The sequence below is a fragment of the Aquimarina pacifica genome (assembly GCF_000520955.1).
Taxonomy (GTDB): Bacteria; Bacteroidota; Bacteroidia; order Flavobacteriales; family Flavobacteriaceae; genus Aquimarina; species Aquimarina pacifica.
Genome location: NZ_JACC01000035.1, coordinates 18,079 through 43,101, shown reverse-complemented (window position 1 = coordinate 43,101; position 25,023 = coordinate 18,079). Strand labels below are relative to the sequence as shown.

The 25,023-nt window shown below is 34.1% G+C and carries 19 protein-coding genes; 5 read left to right on the top strand and 14 right to left on the bottom strand.

Features of this window, described 5'->3' with window-relative positions:
* Positions 1-107 precede the first annotated feature (107 nt).
* The 3 genes from DZ60_RS0116040 to DZ60_RS0116030 all read left to right on the top strand — a co-directional run bounded on the left by DZ60_RS0116040 (position 108) and on the right by DZ60_RS0116030 (position 3,774).
* Positions 108-635, top strand: a complete 528-nt coding sequence (locus DZ60_RS0116040; RefSeq protein ID WP_025743059.1) for a hypothetical protein — start codon at positions 108-110, stop codon at positions 633-635.
* A gap of 66 nt (positions 636-701) precedes the next feature.
* On the top strand, positions 702-1,454 hold the full coding sequence (locus DZ60_RS0116035) for an LVIVD repeat-containing protein (protein WP_025743058.1): 753 nt from the start codon (positions 702-704) through the stop codon (positions 1,452-1,454).
* A 544-nt stretch (positions 1,455-1,998) separates the two neighbouring features.
* Positions 1,999-3,774: a helix-turn-helix domain-containing protein gene (locus DZ60_RS0116030; RefSeq protein WP_034229916.1), complete on the top strand. Its 1,776-nt coding sequence runs from the start codon at positions 1,999-2,001 to the stop codon at positions 3,772-3,774.
* Positions 3,775-4,019: 245 nt separating this feature from the next.
* Here DZ60_RS0116030 and DZ60_RS0116025 read toward each other — a convergent pair whose 3' ends face one another.
* The 5 genes from DZ60_RS0116025 to DZ60_RS24355 all read right to left on the bottom strand — a co-directional run bounded on the left by DZ60_RS0116025 (position 4,020) and on the right by DZ60_RS24355 (position 13,019).
* Positions 4,020-5,591, bottom strand: coding sequence for a T9SS type A sorting domain-containing protein (locus DZ60_RS0116025; RefSeq protein ID WP_025743056.1), 1,572 nt, complete (start codon positions 5,589-5,591; stop codon positions 4,020-4,022).
* Between the two features lie 137 nt (positions 5,592-5,728).
* Positions 5,729-6,325 carry a hypothetical protein gene (locus DZ60_RS0116020; protein WP_025743055.1) on the bottom strand — a complete coding sequence of 199 codons (597 nt, stop codon included), beginning with the start codon at positions 6,323-6,325 and terminating at the stop codon, positions 5,729-5,731.
* 4 nt (positions 6,326-6,329) lie between these two features.
* Positions 6,330-7,136, bottom strand: a complete 807-nt coding sequence (locus tag DZ60_RS0116015) for a hypothetical protein (RefSeq protein ID WP_025743054.1) — start codon at positions 7,134-7,136, stop codon at positions 6,330-6,332.
* 17 nt (positions 7,137-7,153) lie between these two features.
* Positions 7,154-7,915: a hypothetical protein gene (locus DZ60_RS24360; protein WP_025743053.1), complete on the bottom strand. Its 762-nt coding sequence runs from the start codon at positions 7,913-7,915 to the stop codon at positions 7,154-7,156.
* Positions 7,916-7,970: 55 nt separating this feature from the next.
* Positions 7,971-13,019, bottom strand: coding sequence for a polysaccharide lyase family 7 protein (locus DZ60_RS24355; RefSeq protein ID WP_025743052.1), 5,049 nt, complete (start codon positions 13,017-13,019; stop codon positions 7,971-7,973).
* Positions 13,020-13,404: 385 nt separating this feature from the next.
* On the opposite strand from DZ60_RS24355, the gene DZ60_RS24940 reads away from it, so the two are divergent.
* On the top strand, positions 13,405-13,584 hold the full coding sequence (locus tag DZ60_RS24940) for a hypothetical protein (protein WP_152537453.1): 180 nt from the start codon (positions 13,405-13,407) through the stop codon (positions 13,582-13,584).
* A 245-nt stretch (positions 13,585-13,829) separates the two neighbouring features.
* On the opposite strand, the gene DZ60_RS0116000 is transcribed toward DZ60_RS24940, so the two are convergent.
* The 8 genes from DZ60_RS0116000 to DZ60_RS0115965 form a co-directional block, all read right to left on the bottom strand.
* The gene (locus DZ60_RS0116000; RefSeq protein WP_025743051.1) at positions 13,830-14,012 is read right to left on the bottom strand and encodes a CPXCG motif-containing cysteine-rich protein; all 183 of its coding nucleotides are present in this window, start codon (positions 14,010-14,012) and stop codon (positions 13,830-13,832) included.
* Between the two features lie 58 nt (positions 14,013-14,070).
* A complete protein-coding gene (locus DZ60_RS0115995) occupies positions 14,071-14,292 on the bottom strand; it encodes a hypothetical protein (protein ID WP_025743050.1) in 222 nt (73 codons plus the stop codon).
* Positions 14,293-14,370: 78 nt separating this feature from the next.
* Positions 14,371-14,826 (bottom strand): GNAT family N-acetyltransferase, encoded by a 456-nt coding sequence (locus DZ60_RS0115990; RefSeq protein ID WP_025743049.1) that lies wholly within the window; start codon positions 14,824-14,826, stop codon positions 14,371-14,373.
* Positions 14,827-14,839: 13 nt separating this feature from the next.
* A complete protein-coding gene (locus tag DZ60_RS0115985; protein ID WP_034229911.1) occupies positions 14,840-16,180 on the bottom strand; it encodes a TolC family protein in 1,341 nt (446 codons plus the stop codon).
* Complete coding sequence (locus DZ60_RS0115980; protein WP_025743047.1) at positions 16,164-19,376, bottom strand: efflux RND transporter permease subunit; 3,213 nt, start codon at positions 19,374-19,376, stop codon at positions 16,164-16,166. Before DZ60_RS0115980 ends, DZ60_RS0115985 begins: the two co-directional genes overlap by 17 nt.
* Positions 19,373-20,560 (bottom strand): efflux RND transporter periplasmic adaptor subunit, encoded by a 1,188-nt coding sequence (locus DZ60_RS0115975; RefSeq protein WP_025743046.1) that lies wholly within the window; start codon positions 20,558-20,560, stop codon positions 19,373-19,375. The genes DZ60_RS0115980 and DZ60_RS0115975 overlap by 4 nt, the downstream gene beginning before the upstream one ends.
* A gap of 364 nt (positions 20,561-20,924) precedes the next feature.
* A complete protein-coding gene (locus tag DZ60_RS0115970) occupies positions 20,925-21,383 on the bottom strand; it encodes a MarR family winged helix-turn-helix transcriptional regulator (protein ID WP_025743045.1) in 459 nt (152 codons plus the stop codon).
* Positions 21,384-21,604: 221 nt separating this feature from the next.
* The gene (locus tag DZ60_RS0115965) at positions 21,605-23,524 is read right to left on the bottom strand and encodes an ABC-F family ATP-binding cassette domain-containing protein (protein ID WP_025743044.1); all 1,920 of its coding nucleotides are present in this window, start codon (positions 23,522-23,524) and stop codon (positions 21,605-21,607) included.
* A gap of 57 nt (positions 23,525-23,581) precedes the next feature.
* On the opposite strand from DZ60_RS0115965, the gene DZ60_RS0115960 reads away from it, so the two are divergent.
* A complete protein-coding gene (locus tag DZ60_RS0115960; protein WP_025743043.1) occupies positions 23,582-23,968 on the top strand; it encodes a DUF983 domain-containing protein in 387 nt (128 codons plus the stop codon).
* Here DZ60_RS0115960 and DZ60_RS0115955 read toward each other — a convergent pair.
* Positions 23,960-25,006 carry an NAD(P)/FAD-dependent oxidoreductase gene (locus DZ60_RS0115955; protein WP_025743042.1) on the bottom strand — a complete coding sequence of 349 codons (1,047 nt, stop codon included), beginning with the start codon at positions 25,004-25,006 and terminating at the stop codon, positions 23,960-23,962. The genes DZ60_RS0115960 and DZ60_RS0115955 overlap by 9 nt on opposite strands.
* Positions 25,007-25,023 lie beyond the last annotated feature (17 nt).

The following is a 25,023-nucleotide window of genomic DNA, read 5'->3' as shown; positions in this document are numbered from 1 at the left end:
CACGAAAAGTCCTATTACGCAATTAGAGATAAACCTGTCAGGTTATATACGCTAACTGGCACGCAACCTTTTATAATTTCTCACATCTTTTAAGCAAACAAAAAGTAATGAGAAAACGTGTTTTTTTACTGATCTTGGGAATATCAGTAGTGCTAAAAAGCTGTTGCTATACACCTGGTTGTGGTGATGATAGTACAGACGATATCGTGATTGAGCCTTCTTTTTCGCAATACGAACCCATCTATCTAGATAAAATAGATTTTGAAAATTCTATACACATTACTGACCCAATAACCATTACCACTTCTGGGAAAATTTACCTACAAAATGATTTATTATTTATTAATGAATTCCACAAAGGTTTTCATATTTATGATAATTCTGACCCTACATCGCCGATTCCAGTTAAATTTTTAGAAGTTCCTGGATCCACAGATATTTCTATTCGTGACCAGATAATTTATATTAATCAAGCAACGGATCTTATTGCTTTAGAATACAACAGTGAGAATCAAGAGATTTCATTAGCAAAACGTATCTCTAATGTTTTTCCTGAACTCATATCGCCTGATGGATATATACCATATAGCACCCCAGAAAACTCTGTAATCGTAGGATGGAAACTTATTAACTAACACTGATCACAAAATATCACACCAAGTAAGATTGATTGTACACAAGCAATCAAAAATAGTAACCTTATGAAAAAATATATTATGATACTTGCAACTATATTTTTATTTAATTGTAGTAGTGACAGCACCAATGACACTACGACTTCAGAATCAGTGTCAGAGGCAGATGGACAAGGAGGGTCTTTGGCAACCTTTACCCTAAAAGGAGACTACTTATATGCAGTAGATTATTCAGACTTAAATATCTTTAATATTACAAACATTAAAAACCCAGTGCTTGTTAATACAATCCCTATTGGTTTTGATATAGAAACGCTGTTTAGTTATAATGAGTATCTATACATCGGCTCTAGAAACGGCATGTTTATTTATGGATTAACAAATCCAGAATTTCCCGAAAAACTATCAGAAGTACAACATTTTACTGCATGCGATCCCGTTATAGCAAATGACACGCATGCATATGTAACATTACATTCTCAAACTTTTTGTGGAAATGACATCAATGTACTAGAAGTATATGACGTTACTGATGTGACTGAACCGATTCTTATTAATTCAAGAAACTTAACATTCCCCAGAGGACTTGGTTTATATGGCGACTATCTAATTGTTTGCGATGATGAGATCAAAGTATTCGATGTTTCTGATCCTACAGCGTCTACCTTAGTAACTTCTGTGAATAAAAGTGCTTTTGACGTTATCATTTCTAGAGACATTTTAATTGCTATTGGTGAAACTGGCCTATTTCAATACAAACTAGCCACCGACGAGGCTACCGGAGTTAGTATTACAGAACTAAGCACTATTAATATTTAGAGAACCTCTAAAACCAATTATTATCAATCAATGTAACAAAATGGGGAGGTCTCGATTGTAAATAACGAATTTAGACTCCGTACCAAAGTACATGTGTCTTTTAAAGAAACTGCTGCAATTTATAATGACTCCCTAGAATACTTTAAAAGTAACCGATAGCAGGATAAAAAAGAAGATAAGTATAGATCATACCTTGTCTTTTAAACAATATTTAGATACTATGTATACCGAGACAGCTACATCTGTTTAAATATTTAAGTGGTTTTTATTCGCTCTCAACTAAAACTATTTTTTACTTCTATCACCAAGATGATTCCTTAAATTCACTTCACATAGTACTGATTTTACCATCTGGTATCCAGATAATTACATCAAAAACAAACAAAGTTCTTTCATAAAAAAACTCTTGTTATTTAAATTCTTATTTGGTTGATAATTTCATGTAAGTTTAAAAAAAGTGTAATAACTTTGATTCAGTCAATTACTAATAAAGTCAAACAAAATTATAATTGTTTTTTACTTATTTTTTAATTCCCAATTGCACATGATCTCATTTTACAAGGCTTCCCGTTTTTTGTTTTTTTCTATTTTACTTTCTGTTTTGGTAGTGCCTGTTTCTGCTCAAAAAACGGAAGATTCTATAGTTAGAAAAAGAATAAAAGCTGATTACAAGAAATATTCAAAAAGAAATGATAAGGACGCACATGCTAATCATCTTAGAATACTCAAAGAAGCTGTAATGCAGTCCTTTTTTAATATCGAGCTGGCGTGCTATACTGTCTTGGTTGAGGATCATTCCTATGGGCATATAGGATCACGAAGTTTAGACAGTGTATTATATTATTGTGATAAGTATGAATCTGCAATAGCAGTTTTGGACAGCTCTAAGTTTACTAAGAATTTATCATCTAGAACTGCACATCATTATCTTACTAAAGGTAATGTTTTGACCAATGGTTTCGGTTTAATAGAACCAGGATTGGCATCTTTTTTTAAAGCATATCCATATATAGACAAAAATGACATTAATCAACTTACAAAATACGATGTTCTTGTTTCTCAGACATATACAATCAAAGAACAATATAATAGGTCATTACAACTCTTAAACAACCGTTTAAAAGACACCATCCAAATGAACGATGCCACAAAAAAACTTTTATTTATTAATCTAGCCAAAAACTATAGGCTAAAGAAGATGCCAGAACAAAGTTTTACTTTTAATAACAAAGCCCTTTTTCTTGCAAATAAGAGTACAGAGGAACGCTATAAATGGTATGTTAAAGGGAAAATCCCATATGATTATTTTCTTTTTGGAGATTACCAGAAAGCAATAGATTCTCTATTAGCAGTGCGAGCATATTTTAAAAAAATAGATTTTAAGCCAGGACTATTTAATACAGCTGAAGGACTCGCAGATTTTTATTTTGCGATAGGAAATATTGATAAGGCAATCTATTATGGCGAGAAAAATATTGATTTCCCATTTTCTGTCGTTGAAGTATCTAAAGCACATGGAAATCTTGCCAAATTCCATAAAGCAAAAAAAGAGTATAGTAAAGCTATTTTTTATTATGAAAAAGAGAATGAGTTAATAGATAGTATCCGTTCTTTCGAAAAAAGAATATTAGTGAACTATAGTGATGCTCAAATGAAATTGATTCACGAAAAGCAAAAAAGTATTGAAACAACTTATAAGAATCAGTTGTTAGAAGAAAAAAACAAAGCACAGGAACTGTATTCATTGATAGTTACTGTTTTATTGATATTTGTCCTCTTGGTATTAAGCATGCTATATCTGTATCGTAAGTACAATAAAAGCAAAAAAGATGTTGTGATACTCCGTACGAATGAAAAGCAATTATTAGAAGAACAAATCCGTTTGCGGGATAATGAATTAGATGCTACGGCTATTGCCCTTTCTCAGAGAGTTGAAGTGTTAAATACAATAAAAAAGGAGTTAGCCTTAATAAAGGATGATAACCCTAAGTTAGCTCAAGTAAATAATACATTAAAAGATCTCATTCTCTCTGCATCCGATGTATCTGCAATAACAGACAGAATAGAATCTCAATATCCTACCGTGGCCACCGAACTTAGGATGAAACACCCGGAGCTTACCGAAAATGAAATTAGATACTGCTTGCTGACCAAATTAAATTTGTCTCTTAAGGAAACCGCTAGCATGCTCAATGTATCTCCCAATACGGTAAAAGTAACCCGGAGTAGACTAAAAAAGAAGATGGGTATAGATCAGACCTTGTCTTTTAAACAATATTTGGATACTATGTATATGGAGACAGCTGCATCTGTATCGTAGCGAATATCTATTTAATTTCTTGTTTTTATGTATGAGGTAGGTAGAGGAAGAAGTGCTCAAGGAGGCGTTAGAATATTAGAATACATATAAGAATGTTATAGCATCCATGTTTCTGAGGGCTATTACCAAAAATATACAACACGAACTATTGGTGGCTGATGCTATATAAAATAGACTAAGATGTAAAAAAAGTCTTGTAAAATTATAATAATTTTACAAGACTTTTTTAAGCAAACGTATTTGGACTATTGTTTTGCAATTTTATAAAATTCGATTTCTGTGTCAGTAAATAGGTGTAACATATATATACCTTCAGAAAAATTGCTAACATCAATTTGCAAGGTTTCATCATTAGTGTTACTAATTTCTTGACTTAATAAAAGATTTCCACTAATATCATAAATTCTAAATTCTGATACTTTTTTGTCGGTCATTTTTATATTAACATAATCAAGTGTTGGATTAGGGTACAGGTCTGATTGTCCTTTATCTAGTAGAGGTGTTTTAGCTAATTTACTTCCAGAACTTAGACTATCAATACTTGCTTCTATAAAGCTTTCTATTTTTCCCATTACCGCGAGATTCGAGGCATATTCCATCGGATCGTGATACCAGGTTTGTTTACCCAATGGTCCAGTATCTCCACCCGCATTACCTTCCACACAATTAGCATTAGCACAGCCCTGAGTTACCTCTAAAAATTCATATATTTGGGGTCTATAATCCGGGTTATTAGTAAAATACTCATCGATTGCAAAAGTACCATTCACTTCAGGGTATTGAAAAGAATCGTTCTGAAAAAAAGAAAAACCTTGATATGCCTTACCTTTTCCAGAGGGAACTACTCCATCTTGTCTATGCTGCATCATCATAAGAGCTTTAGGTCTTCCCGTAGTTGTTGAATCGGGTATTGTGCCTATCCAATTCAGTTTCCCTAAAGCTCCTGAAACGATTACACTAATGTCCTGAACAGGATCACCTTGCAACTCTGGGTAATAATTTGTAAAATCATCATCACCCTTACCATGTCTGGGTGCATCCAGTGTGCCAAGATCATAAGTACTGCCTTCTATTGGAACAGTTGACAAAAACCAATTTGAAACATCATAATCTACTTCTAAACTGTCGGTAGTAGAAATAGGCCTGTTGGTACCCGTATCCCTGAGGTAAAGATTATGTAATCCCATAAAACCTCCGGAACTCCATCCCAAATACGTTAAGGGTGCGTTTGTATCTGCTTTTACGAGATTATCACTTACGTATGCTCGAGCATACCTAATAGTAACTCGTAAATCCTGAACAGCTCTCCATATAGCACGTTCGGCAAGCTGTGCATTATGTAGGTCTATACCAATTCGATATTCTGGGGCAATTACAATATACCCACGTTTAGCAAAATATTCAGGAACCTTGTAATCATTCCCTGGTGGAATACCTTGAGGAGCTGCCCATTTATTTAAAAAACCACCTCCATAACCAAAAACTATAACAGGTAGGTCGTAGTTGTCCTGATTATGAGCATTATCTGGTGTAGGGTAGTAGATGTGAAGTTTGATTTTTTGTCCCAGGATAGCGCTATCTAATTCACATTCGGTCTTATCATTTGTAACAAATAAAGCTAAAGTTCTAAAAAAACCTTTGAACCATTCAGGAGAAGCAACTATTGGCTTATAGTCCAACTCATGAGTTTTAGATGTAATTACATATGTCCCGTCAGATTCCACAAGAAATTGAGATTGAATGGTAACTGGTAAAGTCATTAGGGCTATTAGAATTAGCCAAATTTTAATATTCTGTTTTTTGATACTATTTTTCATGGTATTTATTTTTTAACGATTTAATCATCCAAGCTTTGTGGACCTACTAAATCAATGTTGTTTTCTTGATATAGTATTGTTACCTCCATATACAATGGTTATAGAGGAAACCTTAAAAAGTAACAGCTATTCTATTTTCATTTTCCAGTAATGTAAAGAGAATTTAGGGATGATTGTAAAGGAGGAACTAGTTCAAGCCATTCGCTCTTTAAAGCATTCGACTCTATTAAATCTAATTCAAAATTATCCGTTGCAAATGTATCGCTCCAATTAGACAATGCAGCTGGCACTTGACTATTAACTTCAATTTGAGCTTCCGAAATATTAGATCCGATAAAAAAATGAATTCTGTAATAATCGAGTTCTAAACTATTAGTACAACAAATAGTTTCAGATCTTGAAAAACTATCATAGATCGTAGAGAAAGTAAGAAAATAGTTTTTATCATCATATACTCTATCATCATCCGTTCTTACACTAGCTATAAAAAGATCTTCCGTAATTGACACAAAGCCCATATCACCATATAGTTCGTCATTAGTTTTTATAGCAGCGACTAAGTTGTTAAAAAAATCCCTACGGTCTTGAATATCTTCAAACCATTTATCTCCATTATCATCATATGGATCTAGAAAATTATGATCATCTGCATCTAGATCTACTTGTGACTGTATAGACAAGCACAATAGCAGTGCTGGTATGGTACATACTATCTTTAAAATTATAGTTTTCATATGTTTAGTTTTTTTGAGTAGTGCTTTGTTTGATTTGATCTTGCAAACCCTGAGCTTTTAATAAAGCATTGATTTTTTTGTTTTGCTCGATACTATATAGCGTGAGTTCTTCTATTTTTTCAAGAAAACGTGCATTCATGTCATGGATGCTGTAGCCTTCTTTTAAAATTTCTTTTTCTGATGGGATATTGGGTAAATGTCCGTTTTTCTTGATAAATTCTTCTAGTGCATCGAGGTCTTTTAATTCATAATTCTCCTCGAAAACATGATCGGACCAATGTTCTACATTTATAATAGCTAGATCGTCGGATACAATACCCGTCTCAACCCATAACAAATAGTTGTCAGCATGGGAACCTACATTAAATCCTCTAGGTTCTTGATTTTTTTCTGAAATGTAAGTGACCCCAAAAACACTCAATTCAGAGTTACCCTTAATTACATCATTGCCTATTGATAATGCATTGTATAGAATTGTCTGTTTGGTATCTGGATGGATAGATAAACGGGTATCTCCTGGTTCATATTCGATATCATCATTATGAAAAGTATTTCGCCATGAAGAAATATTAAGCTCTCCTCCAAAAGAGTCTGTCCATATGGTCCAATCAGAATACGATTCGCCTTCTCTTGTTTGTAATCGTATACCTGCATCATTTTCGGATTCATCGCTATTAATAATAAAAAAATCACTCCTTGTCCCTGTTAATCCACCTGTTAAATCTTGCCCCCATCCTAATGTACTTGCTAAGGTGATAAATACGAACAGGATATATCTGTGGTAACTACTGTTTATATATTTAGTTTTCATATTTTTCTATTTGATGGTTACTGATTATTTTTTTCTACATTATCCAACAATTGCTCTAATAACTTTCGTTGTTGGATTGTATACAAAGTAAGTTCTTCGATCTTTTGTAAAAACGTTACATTCATATCGTGTAGCTGATACCCTTCTGTAAGAATTTCTTTTTCTGAGGGTACCTCTGGTAAATGACCATTTTTTTGAATAAAATTTTCTACAGATGCTAAACTGGGTAGCTTGTAGTCTTTTGAGAATACATAGTCTGCCCAACTTGGTACCTCTGACAGATAAAAAGTATCACTGACAATACCTTTTTCGACAAATAATTGATATTGATCTTCAATGTTGCTAAGTGAACTATACCCCTCATAGCGTCCTATGTGGGTTCCCCCTCCAACGATCATAGAAACATCATTAAGATATGTTCCAGTACCTACTGTAAATAGATTCTTTACAGATACAACTCCTTCTTTGTTAATTTTTAGGTGCACCTCTCCCGAATTGCTCTCATCTGTATCATCATGTGTTGGAGATCTAAAGACCGAAAAATTCAGGTCTCCATTCATTTGATTATTCCATATTACCCAATCGTTATATAGGTCACCAACATCAATTTTGGTTTGTATTCTAAGTGCAGCATCATTTTCACCTTCATCAGAGTTGATAATATAGAGATCACTCTCATCTCCAAATGTAGAGGCATTTAATGTTTCCTGAGCACTCATCCATTGTATTGCAAAAAGCATTAGCAGAACACCTAATTGCATGATTTTATAGTTTTTCATTTTTTATTTTTTTTAAATTTTAGCAGTGTTTCGAATCTTATTTTTTGCTCATTTCCTAATGTTCTAATGATTCTAATCGCTTAATTAGCTTTTCATTTTCAAGAATATATAATGTCAGCTCTTCGATTTTTTGAAGCAATATGACACTCATATCGTGCAGATCATATCCTTTGGTTTTGATTTCTTTTTCGGATGGGACATCGGGTAAATGACCATTTTCTTTTATAAAAATATCTACAGAATCAAGTGATGGAAGCTTATACTTATCTTTAAACACATCATCCATCCATTTATCTGGACTTGCAATTGTATAATTCTCACTTATAATCCCCCCTTCTACCATTAATAAGTATTTGTCTTTGAGACTTGAAATATTAGAAGTTGCCGGAGATCCTACCGGACCCAACATATATACTGCTCCGGATATACTTAATGTTGAACCTGCTACTAAAGTTTCTGTTCCAACGGTCATAGCATTCTCAACAATGGTATATCCATCTAATGAAATAGCCATATGTTCTGTCCCTAATTCTCTTTCGTTATCATCGCTATGCGAGTTACCCTCCCAAAGACCAAACTTTAATCGACTCCCCAGAGCAGGGTGCGCTGTTGCTGCTATATTCCAGTCGCTATACCTATTATCACCATTTGCTTTAGTTTGCAGACGAAAACTAGCATCGTTTTCACTTTCATCAGAATTGACAATAAAGAGATCATTTGAGTTACCCGTAGCTCCTCCTGTTAATTCTGTTCGATCGGGTTCTATAGTAAAGGATCCTGAATCCGACAATGTAGCTCCTAATCCAGAAAGCCCTCCTACAGAAGATACTGTTGTCCCGCCTTGAATTGTACTTTTTATAGTAAACCCTGTTTCGCTAATGAAAGTAATAGGCTCATTTATATTGTTCAAATTGAAAGATTCTGAGTTTGGGAAAGTCCCACTAATATATACGATTAATGCTCCTGTGGCCTGGCCTATTGCGTTTGTTGCTGATTGGATATTTCCAAAAGGAGCAGCCTCTGTACCATTGCCATTCTGTACATCGGTATCATAATCTACATAGATTTCGCTGATTGCAAATTCATCATAATTAAAAGTCATATCGTAAAGTCTAAATTTTGCGATATCTCCAGTTTCGCTATTTTCACTAGCTGTGATTTCAAAAGCTATTTCTGTAGGTTCAGCATTTTCAAAACTAAAAGGCCCATCAAAAGTAAAAACCTGATAATCCTGATTACTGGTAGACTGATACTGGAATTCTTGAGTTTGATCGCCCACGGTTACTGAGAAGGTTACGAGATCATCTGCCGCTTTACTACGAACAGTAAAGCTCAAATTATCTACCGTTACGGGTTGAGAAATGGTCGATTGTGCTTTGAAAGCAAAACCTCCTAAACCACCAACATTAATAAAATCATCCTTGTAGAATCCTCGATCATAAGATAGGCTGTTAAATTTTACGCCTGGATCACTTATTATAAGTGGTTCTGAACTAGGCTCTAATTGGATGATATATCTGTCAGTGTTTACAATATCGTCTCCCTGAATACTCTCAGCATATTTTGCAAATGATTTTATGTTTCCATAAAGTCCATCTTGTCTATCGGTCACTTCTAGTAATACAAAATCTGTAAAACCAATAGTTTCATCTCGTAATTTTGTAGCTTCTACTGTACTTCTATAAATACCCCATTTTGGACGCGCAAAAAATTTATCAGGATCTTCCCCTTCCGTATCTCCAATTTTCCAGGTTTGCAGACTATAGGATTCAAAACTTAGTAATGGATTATCAATGCTTCCATTGATTGGATCATAAATAAGAATTTCGTAACGACCTTTGTCGGATTCTCCAAAGAATATTTTTTCTACAATCTGAATCCATCGTCCTTTTAAGTCATCAAGATCTATGGTTGCCGCGGTCACTTGTGATTCTGACAAGCCTGCATAACGCAACTTTAGCTCACTAAGACCTTCATCGCTATCCCCTTCTTGATCGCCATCTACATCTGCAGGATCCACCTTGCTAGTTGCCGTCAATGTAAAAGTAGGCATGCCTTTATGCTCTCCACCGGCAGGTTTTATTTGATGCAAATGTGTAAATTTATTAGAAGCTTGAAAACCTTCAGGTAATTTCATTTTCCAAGCATAAAAATGAGTTTCTCCCTGCACGGATAACTGTTCGTCTGCAGAATCATCATATGTTTTGATCTCTACACGTTGTCGGTCTTGATATTTACCTTCACCGGGTTGTTGTCCCTCGAAATAACGACAACGTTCTGTATCTGCCGTAAGATGCGAATAAAAATTAAACACATACTTTCCTAATTGTGCATCAAACTCTTGTTCGATGTGTTTTTCACCTTCAGCCCAATCGCCTAAATAGGTATGATCACCACAGTCATCAGGATGCTCTACAGCACCATATAGTCCTGGTATATATTCTATTTGACCAGTTTCTTCATCAAATTGTTCAAAAAGTCCATCACCTCCAAGATAAGAGTTACTTTCATAAACATCTTGTCTTAAAAACTTACTATTGATGCGATCATAGGAGTCAAAACTGGTATTTGCAGTCAGTATCGTTTGTGGGTAGTTTGCCCATGTCAAATCTCTTGGAGTTCCCTTAGGAGATTCCTGAGCCCCCGAGGTATATAAACCGATTTCATCAATATAAAACAGTTGCGTATCAGTATCTGAGAAGCATTGAATTTTGATTTGAGTTGTTGTTGTTAAGAAATCTGTATTGAGTATACTCTCTGGATCGGCTTCATCATCACTAGCCATAAAATTTGCAGGAATAGTAAAATTTACTGTCTGGCGAACATCATTTATAAAGTGTTCACCGAAGGTAAGTGTTTTAAACAGTTTAGAAGTATATCCGCAATCCGTAGATATAGAAATTTCTACTCGATCAGGTCCAGGAGCGTATCCCAGTATAGGTTCGCCATCGATATTTACAAGATTTACGTTTCCAGCAGCCTCGAGTTCTTCTTGAGTCGGATCAGCTAATTTCATTTGATAAGAAATAAAAGAAAATTCTAGGTCCACACTTCCCGAAACCGTAGTGAGATCCAAATTTTGAGTTATGATAGAGGAATATGCAGATTTTTGAAATCCAAGATCAACACCATTCTCGTCCGTACCATTTGATTTTCCTGAAAAGAAACTACGCATCCCCACTCCATAGGAACATTGGCTTGGGTCTACCTCACATGCATCTTTGTCATATGCGACACCATTTTCATCTACTGAGTTGAAACCGGTAATAAATACATTTCTACCTCCATCTTGCCAGATACCCCAATCGTCAATAGCATCAAAATCTTCGAAAGTATTTGATATGCCATCAATCTGAAGTAATGATCTTCCTGATGTTGCAGGGTCGGCAATCCCCGCTACCGTGATCGTATTTTCACTGAGATCAGGTTCAGTACCTTCATAACTGAGCACGATGTTATCTAGATATATAGAGGCCTCATCGTTAGCACCAAGGTAGCTTTTGATTCTAAAAACTGTCATATTAGATAGCTGCTCTTGTGGGATAACGATAGAAGCTAAAGACCAATATTGTTGCGTTTCTTCTGCAGGAATAGCATTGTCTTCCTTATCAGCATCACATTGTGCTCTACAGGCATCTCTTGTAGTCTTATCATCAGGATATGTAACATCACATTCTGCTTTACAATCTACTACATAAAGTGATCCGGTATTACTTATAATCGTTTGATTCGCCATAATAAAATTCTCTAGGTCAACGAAATTTTCTCCGCCATCGAACGATATTTCTGCACTAAAAGACCCTGTTGGCACAAGTAGTTCGCCAGTCGTCGCATCTGTCTTTGTAGTTATCAAATATCTAAAGTCCAATGCCGCTGCTGTAGCTCCAGAAAAATCTAATGGTTTTGTATAGATAGAAGAATAGTATGGTTTTGGATTTTCTAGATCTGTATTTGTTTCGTCTGACTTAGAAATCACAAAACTCCTGTTTCCATTATATTTTTCGGTGGATTTGAGAAATGCATTAGAACCTCCATCAATCCAGATTCCTGATTCTACAAAAGGAACTCCATCTCCTAGAGAATCATCGGTATCATAGTCATCAAAATTTTCTTGAAGGTACGTTGTCTGTCCATGGGTAGGGTTGATAGGTTCTGTTGGAGTAATAGTTCCACTCCCATTAACAATAACTGACATATCCGATACGGCTACTGCGGCAAATTCATCTGGGTCCGGGTTTGTAGTATACCCATCATCAGGTTTGCAATCCATTAGCACATGGCTAGATTGTACATAGGCCCCAACCTTGAAGTAACAATTTTCTCTGCCAGAGAGCCAGTCTAATGCATATGAGGCTGCATTGGGCTTACTTTCATTAGTAAGACTTAAATAGATTCGACCTTCATTTACTTTGACATTCACTTTAAGTTGATCCCCAAGGGTGTAATCAACAATATTAGGATGGGTAGTGGATTCGTTGATTACAATATGAAGACCATTACCGTCGGTTTCGGCATCATATTGCAAACGTAGCGGTTCGTAATCTTCATTATAGGCATGAATTTGTACCATTGAAACGGCAGGTTTTACACTAGGTAGGTTAGTCACTCGAACTCTTACGTCCAGTTCCTGTTCATTTTGTACGGACCAAAAATTATTTCCTAACACACCATCCAACGGAATTTGTTGTCTTAGCTCACTTCTGGCATAATCGGTACCTCCTGTAGTTGCGCCGGATACGGGTGCCCTGAAAACAACCTCGGATCCAACAGCCTCAAAAAAATCCTGATAGGCTGCGGGTATGACACCTGTGATTTCATCGGGATCCCAAGTTGCGGCATTTCTGTTTATCTGTTCACAAGTAGTTGCTCCACTACTATCATTACCGTTTTGATCAACCGGCCAGGTCAAACTCCAGGTCGATAAATCTAATACGTCAGAAGGGTTTTGCGCTTGTGTTATCGAATTGGTCAATAATAAGGCAATAATTAGAACCCTTTGCAGATCGCTCGTTGTGATGATCATTCCCATAAAAGAGAACTCTTTATTTACTAAAGGAACAATGTCCTTTAATGAATCTTTTAGTTTTTTTTGATTGTGTTTCATAAGGCATATTATTTTAAATACTTAAGAACTGTGATCTTTTAACTTTCTTTTCATTGTGAATTATAAAATTAAGTTTTGTGAAGTATTTTTTTAACCCGATACAGGTTTATAAAAGGTATACTTGTGCCTTAAGGAAGGTTAATTTTTGGTTAACAAGCTAAAAAAATTAACAGAATAGATGCTTTTTTAGTCTTATATGTTAATTTTATTAACATTATTCTACCTTTACATTCGTTTAAAAATTGACATTTCGTTTTGTAAAAGAGGAGAAGAAATACCATGTAATCAATAGGTGTTTACAACAATTTTAATTTAAACCAAGTTAAAAAAAGACGCAGTTGCTTTCTTTTATTAGGATACCAAAATTCTTTTTCACCGTAACGCTATGAATAATAGTATAGATATGGGAGCACAAAAAGAAATGGATACTTCTGTTAGAATATTAAGACGTATACTGGATATTATTTATTATTTCAGATATTCTTTCAACAGAAAATACGTTAATATGCCATTTGTGGTCGAATTAAGTTGCTTTTGGAGACAGAAGCGTATTTTGGAGTTTTGACTGTAAAATTTATCGATATATTGATATATGTTGCCAACATAGCACATAAATAGGATCAGATAAACTTCTGCAATGGTTAGGTAAGAAATCAAGGTGTATGACACTACAGTTCTTCGACAATTGAAATAGAAGATTGTGTGTTTAGAGATATAAAAAATAGTTATTCTTCGATGGGTTTAATTTGATACTACCTTAGGATGGCATAAAGTTATCTAGAACACTTTAAGATAATGTCATCAACTCAATTACTGTTCTAAATTGATTGCCTCAAAGGCTACTAATTCCTGATCTTCAAATCTTGGTTGTAATTGGATTGGATTACAACATACTTCACAATCCTCTACATATACTTGATAAGATACAGAAGGATCAAGTAACATTGATATTTCTTCCCAACAATAAGGGCATTGAAAAAAGTGTTCAAACATGTACTTCGATTAACTATTTTATTGAATCACACTATAAGACTTGGGTATCTAAGACATATTATAATCCTTTATGTGGCATTTTTCCTGAACCCCAACATAGGTTGCACTTCTCTTTTTCTCCACGAGTAGCTATCCAATATCCCATACCATTACATTTTCTGCACTTAAGAGGATCAAATTTAAGGCGTACTTCTTTGAGTTTGTTTATGGGCTTTACTTTTTTAATTAGATAGAATATACCATAAACAACTGCAGTTAGTAATAAAATTCTAAAAATCATATGCTATTATTTTTTAGCTAGGTACAATCAAATACCGTACCTAGATAAAATACACTTTATTCTGTCCTAGGTTCTTTACTAATTTTTGACTCGTTTTTCAAAACACAAACTATTTTCGACACCAACATATTGACCATAGTTATCTATTAATGTATACCCCTGCTTTTTATAAAGTTGTATTGCCTCTACTTGCTTTTTTCCTGTTTCTAGTACACATTTTTTATACCGTAATTCTGCAGTCCATTTTTCTAATTCTGACAATACTTTTGAGGCGATTCCTTTTCCTCTAAATTGTGGATTAGTATACATTCTTTTAACCTCCATACTATCAGAATTCATCTCTTTTATGGCTCCACATCCTACGGCAACATCATTTTCGTAGGCTATAACAACATATTTTATGGCGCCAATTTTATTAAACTGATCATAAAAAGCATGATCTTCTCCATCAGTAACCGCCAAATATTTATCTAAGTCCACAACAAGTGAGATAAAATCCTGATGTTTTGAATCTGTCCTTAGTAACTTTATCATACACATAAAGGTATTAAAATTCTACATTCAATAATTGTCCTGTAAGTTGTAATAGTTCTAACTCTGCCATTTTTGCATTATACTTAGCAGTATTTAGATTCGTTTGTGCGTTCATCAAATTAATTTGAGCTTGCCTAAATTCTATTGAAGTGACCAATCCCCTCTGATAGCCTTCCTCAGAACGTTCAAAATTATTTTGATTGGTGATTACATTTTGTTGCTGAATTTTGTGTATGCTCAAAAGGCTTCTGTAAGTTTTATTTGCATTCAAAATATCTCTTCTTACTTGTTGTTCGACCTGCTTTTTGGCTAGCTCTTGATTTTCTAATGTAATTTTAGCATTTTTTATATTGGTTATAGTACTTCCCCCATCAAAAAGATTCCAGGAAAGACTTACCGATGTAGATAACCCATCAGATGTTTGAGTTGTAAGAAAAGAAGCAGCATTGTTATTATTTTTATTCCAACCATAGGTTCCGTTAAGACCCACAGTAGGCAAATACCCTGATTTACTTACTTTTACATCATATTCGTTGATTTTTAGATTAGCTTCATTTTGCAATATAGTAACATTATGATCCTGATATGTACTCGTAAAATTATCCAATTGTAATCGAGGGATAAACCTAACAATAGTATCGACATCGAATAAACGATCTAAGTCCTCATTTAGCAGTACATTCAAATCCCTTTTGGCATTCGACCATTGTTGATTTGCATTTAACAGGTTAATACTATCATTAACCACATCTACTCTTGCGTTCAGAATATTTAGCTTCGTGTTCTGTCCATATTCAAATTGATACTCAGATCGAGTTACTCGTTTTTTTGAAATTTCGAGGGTTTCCTTAAGAATAGCTATATTTTCTGACAATCTAGCGACTTCATAATAGACCGTAAATAGTTGCAGAATTGTATTCTCAATGGTTTCTCTGGCTTGCAAAGAAGTTAAGTTATACTGTTCCTTAAATATCTTATAGTTATAATAACGGCCTAATCCATCAAACAATGTATAATCAACCCCAATAGAGGCACTAAAACGATCACTTTCTGCTCCTCTTAAAACGGTTACATCCCCATTAGAAAAAGTAGCTTCTGTATTATCTATATTATGCACTGCTGTTGCTGCGCCTGTTACCGTGGGTAGGTATCCAGAATTAAGCACTCCTTTGTTATTTTCGGCAATTTCGAGATTATTTTCGGCAATGAGTATCCCAAAATTATTCTTAAGCGTTAATTCTATTGCCTTTTGCTTGGTTAATTGTTGTGCAGTTCCACTCCATGAAAACAAAAACACAACGACAATCAAGCCAAGGACATGAAACATGTTTTCATTCTTATGTATGATTCTCATACTCTTCATTTTGTTCTTTTATAGCTCGTTCTACTTCTTCTTTGGTAATTTTATCACCTGTTATTAACCACTTAACCCCTACTTTAATAAGGTTACTAAATGACAAAAACAAAGGTAACATGAGGAGTGTTAATATAGTCGCAAACCCTATTCCGTAAGCAATTGAAATAGCCATAGGCTTTAGAAACTGTGCTTGTCTACTCTTCTCGAAAATCAGGGGTGCGAGACCAGCAATAGTAGTTAAGGAAGTTAGGAAAATAGCTCTAAAACGAGATTTCCCGGCCTCGTATAGGGCATTATCAAAGGTGAGTCCTTCTCTAAGGTAACTATTAAATTTTTCAATTAAAACCAATCCGTCGTTTACCATAATACCAATCAGTGCTATAATACCTAGTAGAGATAAAACATTAATCGAAAACCCATGAAAAAAATGCCCCCAAGCCACTGCAGTAAGACTAAAGGGAATCAACAATAACAATAATAATGGTTGACTATAGCTACGAAATGTAAAGGCGATTGTGATATAAATCAAAAAGAAAACTATCGGAAATACAACGCTCGCAGAGCTTGATATTCTCGAAGCTTCTCTATTTTGTCCTTCGTATGATGCAGAAACCGTTGGGTAATTTTGCTGTAACTCTGGCATAATAACGGTTCTAATTTCATCCAAAATATCTGTCGCGCTTTGACTTGGATCTTTTAAATCTGCAGATATCTGAATTTCTCGTTTCCCGTCTAGATGGTTTATAGATACATCTCCTCTTACGATACTGTAGGTTGCTATTTCTCTTAGTGGAACTCGATTTCCTGCAGGAGTAGCAATCCTCATATCATCTAGATCATTAATCGAGGATCTATTTTGACGATCGTACCGTACCCAAACCCTTATTTCGTCCTGCCCTCTCTGAAAACGCTGTGCCTGAACTCCAAAAAAGCCAGAACGTACTTGATTCATTACTGTTTGTAAATCCAAGCCTAGGAGATATGCATTCTCTTTAAGCCTTAATCGTATTTCTTTGATCCCTTCTGGATCGTTATCAAACACATCTTTTAGTCTTGGGTCATCCAGCAATCTTTTTTTGAGATCAATTTTGGCTGCTTTGAGATCTGTAATATCGGTACTTAGCAATGAAACTGATACCGGACTACCTCCAAAATTACCCCCAGAACCAAAAATCAATTGTTCAGCGCCAAAAACAACACCCACTTTTTCGCGCAAGCGATTTGCTACTATTGCAGAGTTTACAGCATCAGGGCGTTCCTCTCCTGGTAACATATTAATATTGACAGAGGCACTGGATGCTGAATTAATATTCTTTATAATATTTTCAAAAAGTTTTTTTCCTTTATACTTTTCGTCGTCTTTGAGATATTCTGCCGTAAGTTCTTCATTGACTTCCCAAGCTTTTTCTTCTATCATTGAGATAATAGAGTCGGTTACCTTTCCTGTAGTCCCATTTGGCATTACCAACTCAATAGCTACTCTATCACTGGCTATTCTCGGAAAAAGAGTCACACCAATAATCCCTCCACCAATAGAACCAATAGTCAAGATTAAAGCTACCGCAAATAAAGAGAAAGTAAGTATCTTATTTTTTATCGTAAAATATAAAGCTGGGCTATATACTTTATCTCTAAGCCATCCCATAATTTTATCTCCAAACTCATTTATATACCTCATTTTAGAAAAGAAGTTCAGTTTTCCTTTTTTAGAAGTATCATCTTTGGCTTTTAATGCTTTAGAATGTGCTAAATGGGCAGGAAGTATAATTAATGCTTCTACAAGAGAAACTATTAAGGTTAGTATTACGATGGTTGATACTTCACTAAAAAAGTTACCAATTCTTCCTTCTAGGAATAAAAATGTAGAGAATGCAAGAATTGTGGTTATAATAGCCGAAACAATAGGAGGAATCACCTCTAATGTTCCATCAATTGCAGCCTGAATCGGAGGTTTTCCTTTTTCGTAGTGTTGATAAATATTCTCAGCAATAACAATACCATCATCAACCAAAATCCCAATAACTATTATCATCCCAAACAAGGATAATACATTAATAGTTACCTCAAATTGACCCGCAAAAACAAACATTCCTAAAAATGCAATAGGCAAACCAAAGGCTACCCAAAATGCAAGCCTGGTATTCAAGAAAACAGATAAAAACAGTAACACTAAAATCATTCCGATAATTGCATTCTCTGTTAATAAAGCCGTACGTTGATTAAGAGTAATCGATAAGTCTCTCACCACATTAATCTGTATATTTTCATATTTCTGATTAAATTCTTCTACATAAGCCTTCACTTTATCTGCAGAAGAAATCAAATCTTCACTATTTGTACTAGTTACTGTAATATTGACTGAGAGATCTCCATTAAAATATGAGGCATTTGGTGTTTCTGAAAAACGATCCCTTATGTTTGCGACATCTCCTAAGCGTATAACACGACCTAACGTATCTGCTCTAACAATCAAATTTGACAATTCGTTTCCGTAATATGATTTGTTATTTGCTCTAATTAGATATTCTTCTTCATCCGTTTTTATGTTACCTCCAGTAACTAATATATTTGCATTGCTGACGGCTTGAGCCACTTCACTAAACGAAAGATTATACGCTAACAGATCACTTTCATTGACTGCAATTTCAATTTCTTCATCTGGATACCCAGCTATAGTAATTTGTGAGATTCCATCTATTGCTCTTAGATCATTTTCTACTGTTCTTCCTATTTGTTTTAATGTTGCCATAGGAACTTTGTCACCACTTATAGCAAAACTAATAGTAGGTCTTACTTCTTCTCTTTTAGCAACGACTAATGGTTCCATTCCCACAGGAAATGAAGGTACTCTATCTACCGCATTCTTAATTTCTAGAAGCATAAAATCAATATCCTCGCCAGTAATAATCTCTACGGTAATGGTACCGCTATTTTCTGTAGAAGTAGAGGTTACCCTATCAATCCCCTCGAGGCCTTTGAGATTATCTTCAATCTTAAGAACCACCCCTTCTTCTATTTCTTGGGGCGATGCGCCAGGGTATGTAATACTGATCGTAACAATTTTTGAATCAACTAAAGGAAAAAATGAAGATTTCAGAGATAGTGCACCAACAATCCCAAATACGACAAATGCTATAACAATAACATTAACCGCAACATGGTACTTTATAAAATAAGTTATGATTTTTCTCATTTCTGAACTGCCTTACCTTTATTCCCTGAATGATTACCTTTATTTGCTGATTTGCTAACGTTTGCCCTTGATTTTCCTGAATTATATATAGATACTAACATTCCCGAATAGGCCCCCGGAACACTTTTGGATAAAATCACTGTTTTGTTAGGAACACCCTTGAGCACAACCTTTTTGTCCGAAAAATATACTGGATGCACTTCTATATTATCCAAAATACTATCTCTAACCACAAATATGGTATTTCCTTCTTGTAAAAGGCCTCTATCTATTTCTATAGCATTTTCTTCTTGTTTAGCATCAAGATATGCTTCAAGATACATCCCTTCTCTTAAACCTTTGTCTGCTACCTCTATAAACGCTGTTATCGTTTGTGTTCCTTGATTTACACTACCATTAATTCGAGATACCGTTCCTTTATATGTTTTTGTTTTATTAAGATTAGAGAGCTGAACCATCTTTCCTTCCTGAAGTAAGTCTCCATATTCCCTCTCTATAGCGACTTCCATTTCATAGATATTGGTATCAATATATTCTCCTAATTTTTGACCTTGACGAATTAAGGTTCCTTCGGTGACTAGTGCCTCTGTTAATACACCTTCAAATGGAGCCGAAATTATATACTTTCCTAGGCGTTGCTCTAAGTTTTTTACATTATAGTAGCTAGAATATATATTTCGCCCGGTTATGAAATAAGTTTCTTGTTTTGATGTACTCTTAGGAAGACTGGGAGTTTGTTTATTGATATCAAAGTTATCGAGATACTTTTGCCATTTTATATATATATCTGGATAATCTAACCGTAAATCAGGCATTATAGAAGCAATAAGATTGTGCAACTCACTTTTGGCCGATTGAACACTTGCATAGTATTCTGATGCATCGATTTTAATTAGTGTTTGCCCTTTCTTATATTTTTGTCCTGTTTTAAAAAGAACATCTACTCCTTTAAAAATCCCACCAACTTCAGAATAAAGCTCTACTCTTCTTTTGGCTATAAGGCTTCCATTAGCTGCTATTTTAATCGGGATTGTAGTATTCTGTACTGTATCTACAAATACGGTTTTTATTACTTTTGCGGGTACCGGTCTGGGTCTTTTTTTACTATCAACAAGTTTTTTGGCAATAACTAAAGAACCAATAACCAAAATTAATCCTAGAACAGAAAGAATAACATTTCTCATAAAGTCTTAAATCGTTAGGGTATAGTCTACAAATTCTATTAAAGAATCAAGCAAAACTATCGACCCTCATATTCAGTTGCAGTTAAAAAACTCATAAAAGTTAGACGTTGGGACTAATTTTATAGTATTTCTAACATATTTGATTCATGCCAACCAAAATAACTCTTTTGCTTTTAGATCGACTGAAACTATAATTATGCCTGATTAATTTTGAGAAAAGTCTTATCAAGAAAAAAGCAAATACATAATTAATTATGTATTTGCTTGTGTATATTTTTGTATCAAAAAAAACATATAATTATTAGATATTATATGTTTTACTTTTGAGTAATTTTATATGTAAAAAATCAAAAAAGCTTTTTTGTTATTGCTCGGCAATATCTGCTATTTTGGACTTTACTTTCTTAAGAACAGTAATTAACGTCTCTATTTCTTCCTCACTTAAGCTTTCTTGGACTGCAGGAATCAAATCGTACATAATAGGTTGTACCTTTTGTATTATTTCCTTACCATGGTCTGTCAAGAAAATACGATTAACTCGTCTATCATTTTCATCAATCTTTCTAACCACCAAGTCTTTACCTTCCATGGTATTTACCAATCTAGTCATTGATGTTTTGTCTCGATGTGTTATAAAAGCAAGATCATTTTGTGGTTGACCATCTTTCACATTTAAACGTTTTAAAACACTCCATTGTTCCTTGGATAAATCTAATCCGTTCTCATGAAATGCCTTTTGAACCAAAAAACCAAAATCATAATGAATCTTACCCACCCAAGATAATGCGTGAGAATTTAAGTCAATGACCTTTGTCGTTTTCATAAATAATGTTCTTTAATTTATCTGGTACAAAAATATCCATAAAAATCAACTTGCACATTACCTAACGATAAAAATATCATAAAAGTAACTTATGTTTTTTTAAAAAAATTAACCCAAACATTCTAACATTTGATTTTTTTAACAAAACCTGTGTTTTAATATCAAAAAAATAATTAAATCAGCATATTTTATTAATTCAACAAAACAAGTCCCTAAATTCACTAATTCATCAAATCATCGATTTCTCCTTGTATTTTTTCCCAATCTTCTAGTAAAGAAGACAAATTATCCTTTTTTTGTTGGTACGTATCAAAAAAGTTAGGTTGCGCAATTGTTTGGTCATAGTTAATTGCTAGTTCGACATCAATTTCTTTGATTTCTCTTTCTAGTTTATTAATTTTTGATTCTACATTACTCAATCTATTGTTTAAGGATTTGATTTTCTTTTGATCCTGATAAGATTGCTTAGCGGTTTCTTTGTTACTTGAAACTGATTTTACCTGTTTATCTTTTTTTTCTATTTCGCGAAGATCATTAACACGCCTTTCTTCGAGGTAAAAATCAATATCACCAAGATATTCTTTAATCTTTCTATTTTTAAACTCATAAACTCGATTGCTTAGTCCTTGTAAAAAATCACGATCATGAGATACTAATATCAAGGTTCCTTCGAAATTTTTTAACGCTTCCTTTAGTACGTTCTTTGATTTAATATCTAAGTGATTGGTAGGTTCATCCATAACCAACACGTTAAAAGGCTGTAAAAGCATTTTACACAAGGCTAAGCGATTTCTTTCTCCTCCAGAAAGTACTTTTACCTTTTTATCTACTTCATCTCCTCTAAAAAGAAAAGCCCCAAGCATATCACGAACTTTGCTACGCGTTTTCTCATCAGCTGCATGTATCATAGTATCATGCACTGTTAATTCTCCATCAAGATACTCCGACTGATTTTGTGCAAAATACCCTATTTGTACATTGTGTCCCAGCTTAAATGTCCCACTATAAGGAATCTCATCTATTATAATTTTTGCCAGTGTAGATTTCCCTTGTCCATTCTGTCCTACAAAAGCTATTTTTGACCCTCTTTCTACTAGTAAATCAATATCCTTAAGAATTTCTTTTGGACCATAGTTCTTACCTACTTTTTCGGCTTCGATAACAACTTTACCTGGCTGTATACTTATGGGAAAATTGATATTCATGACCGCATTATCATCCTCATCTACCTCGATTCTATCAATCTTATCCAACTTTTTTATTAATGATTGTGCCATAGAAGCCTTCGAAGCTTTTGCCCTGAACTTCTCTATTAACTTCTCAGTTTGCTCTATTTGTTTAGACTGATTTTTCTGAGTTGCCAGTTGCTGTTCTCTTATCTCTTTGCGAAGCACCAGATATTTAGAGTATGGTTTATTATAATCATAAATACGCCCCAATGAGATTTCTATAGTCCTATTTGTAACATTATCAAGAAACATCTTATCATGCGATACAATGACCACTACCCCTACATAACTTTTTAAAAAATTCTCTAACCAAATAATGGATTCAATATCTAAGTGGTTCGTCGGCTCATCTAATAATAAGATATCATTGTTTTGTAATAAAAGTTTGGCCAATTCTATTCGCATTCGCCACCCACCAGAAAATGTATCTGTTAACTTGTTAAAATCTTCGCGAACAAACCCAAGTCCTTGTAATACTCTTTCTGTTTCTCCTTGATAATTATAACCTCCAAGAATCTCATATTGATGTGTATGATCACTTAAGTCTGTTATTAATTGATTATATGACTCACTCTCATAATCTGTGCGTTCTGCCAATTGCGCATTGATTTTCTCGATATCACGCTCAATCCTTTTTATATCAATAAAAGCTTCGTAAGACTCATCTAGCACTGTACGTCCTAACACAAAATCAATATCTTGTTTAAGAAAACCAATCTTGACATCTTTATCCATAGCTATTTGACCTGAATCCGGCTCTTGCTCCTTGGATAAAATCTTAAGCATCGTAGATTTTCCTGCTCCATTCTTGCCTACTAATCCGACCCGATCTCCTGCACTTAATCTAAAAGCTATTTCTTCGAAAAGATACTCTCCTCCAAACGAAATCGATAAGTTGTGTATGTTTAACATCAGTTTTTGAATATTTTGTGCAAAGATGATTATTTTTATGCTAGAATAAAAACCCTAATGAATATCTTAAAAGGAACTAAAATATATAGTATTTTTACTGGGAGCTGTCCTGTTTGTCATGAAGAGAGCATGTACACAGAATCGAATGCTTATAAACTAAGTCAAACCTTGAACATGAAGGAGCGATGCAGTCATTGTGACACCAAATACAAAATAGAACCTTCTTTTTTCTATGGCGCCATGTATGTCAGTTATCCTGTAGGCATTGCTTTTGCAGTTGCTGCTTTCGTAATTGGTTATTTACTATTAAAATTGAGTTTATTGACTACCTTCTTTTTAATAGCGGCTACCATGATTTCTCTTTTACCCGTGATTCTACGATTGTCTCGAAATATCTGGATTAACTTTTTTATGCATTATAAAAAGAAACAAAAATTATCTTAAATTTTTAAATCGACTTATATTTATTTCACCATCTAGTGGTTTTTGATATTCAATATAATCATATAGTTTCTTTGCTACATATGGACCTATGAGTATCCCCCTACTTCCTAAACCATTAAGAATATGAATATTTTGATGTTCTGGGTGAGACCCAACCATCGGTTTTCTATCCTTTGTAGTCGGACGAATCCCTGCCACCTGATCTTCTACAGTATATTCTGCTCTTAAAAAACGTTCTAATTTTTCTTGCAGTTCTTTTTTTGCTTCATCTGTAATAGCTGATGTTTTATCTTTATTATTATAAGTCGCACCTACTTTATAATAATCGTTTCCTAACGGAATAATAAAAACTGAAGATTTTACTGCCTCAGATAATTTAAGTTTATCACATTTTATAATGATGTACTCACCTTTATTACCATGAATAGGAAGGTAGTTAAAAAAAGTATTGTTTACCACCCCATAACCTTCAGTAAAAATAATATTTCTTGCTCTTTGTCCTTTATACTCGACATAGTCCTTTTGTATCACCAAGCTATCATAATTAAAGGATTCGTTTAATATACTATCCTTATCTTTTAGATAATTAATATAAGAGGTTAGTAATTTTTCTGTATCTATTCTACCCGTATTTTTTACTTTACCGTATTGATAAGGGATATCTAAAGCTTGATTTTTATTAGGAATCAATTCTGTAGAAAGGAGATCTGTAAGAATAGGTTTATCAGCAGCCTCAAACCAGGTATTTTGCTCTTCTACAGCATTAAACCTTCTTAAAACGGGTACCTCTATGAGAATTGATATGTTAAGTTTTTTTTCAATGTTCTTATAAAACGAGAATGCATTCTCTACTTGTTCAAGTGCTTTCCATGCAGCTGTAAATCTCTTTAAAATTACTGGATTATATAACCCCCCAGCTACTCTTGACGATTTCTGTGAATAATTTTCATAAACCACAAAGGATTTACCGTTCTTCTCTAATTCCTCAACGAAAGACATTCCTGCCAATCCTAGACCTACTACAAAATAATCTAACATACTACAAAAATAACAAA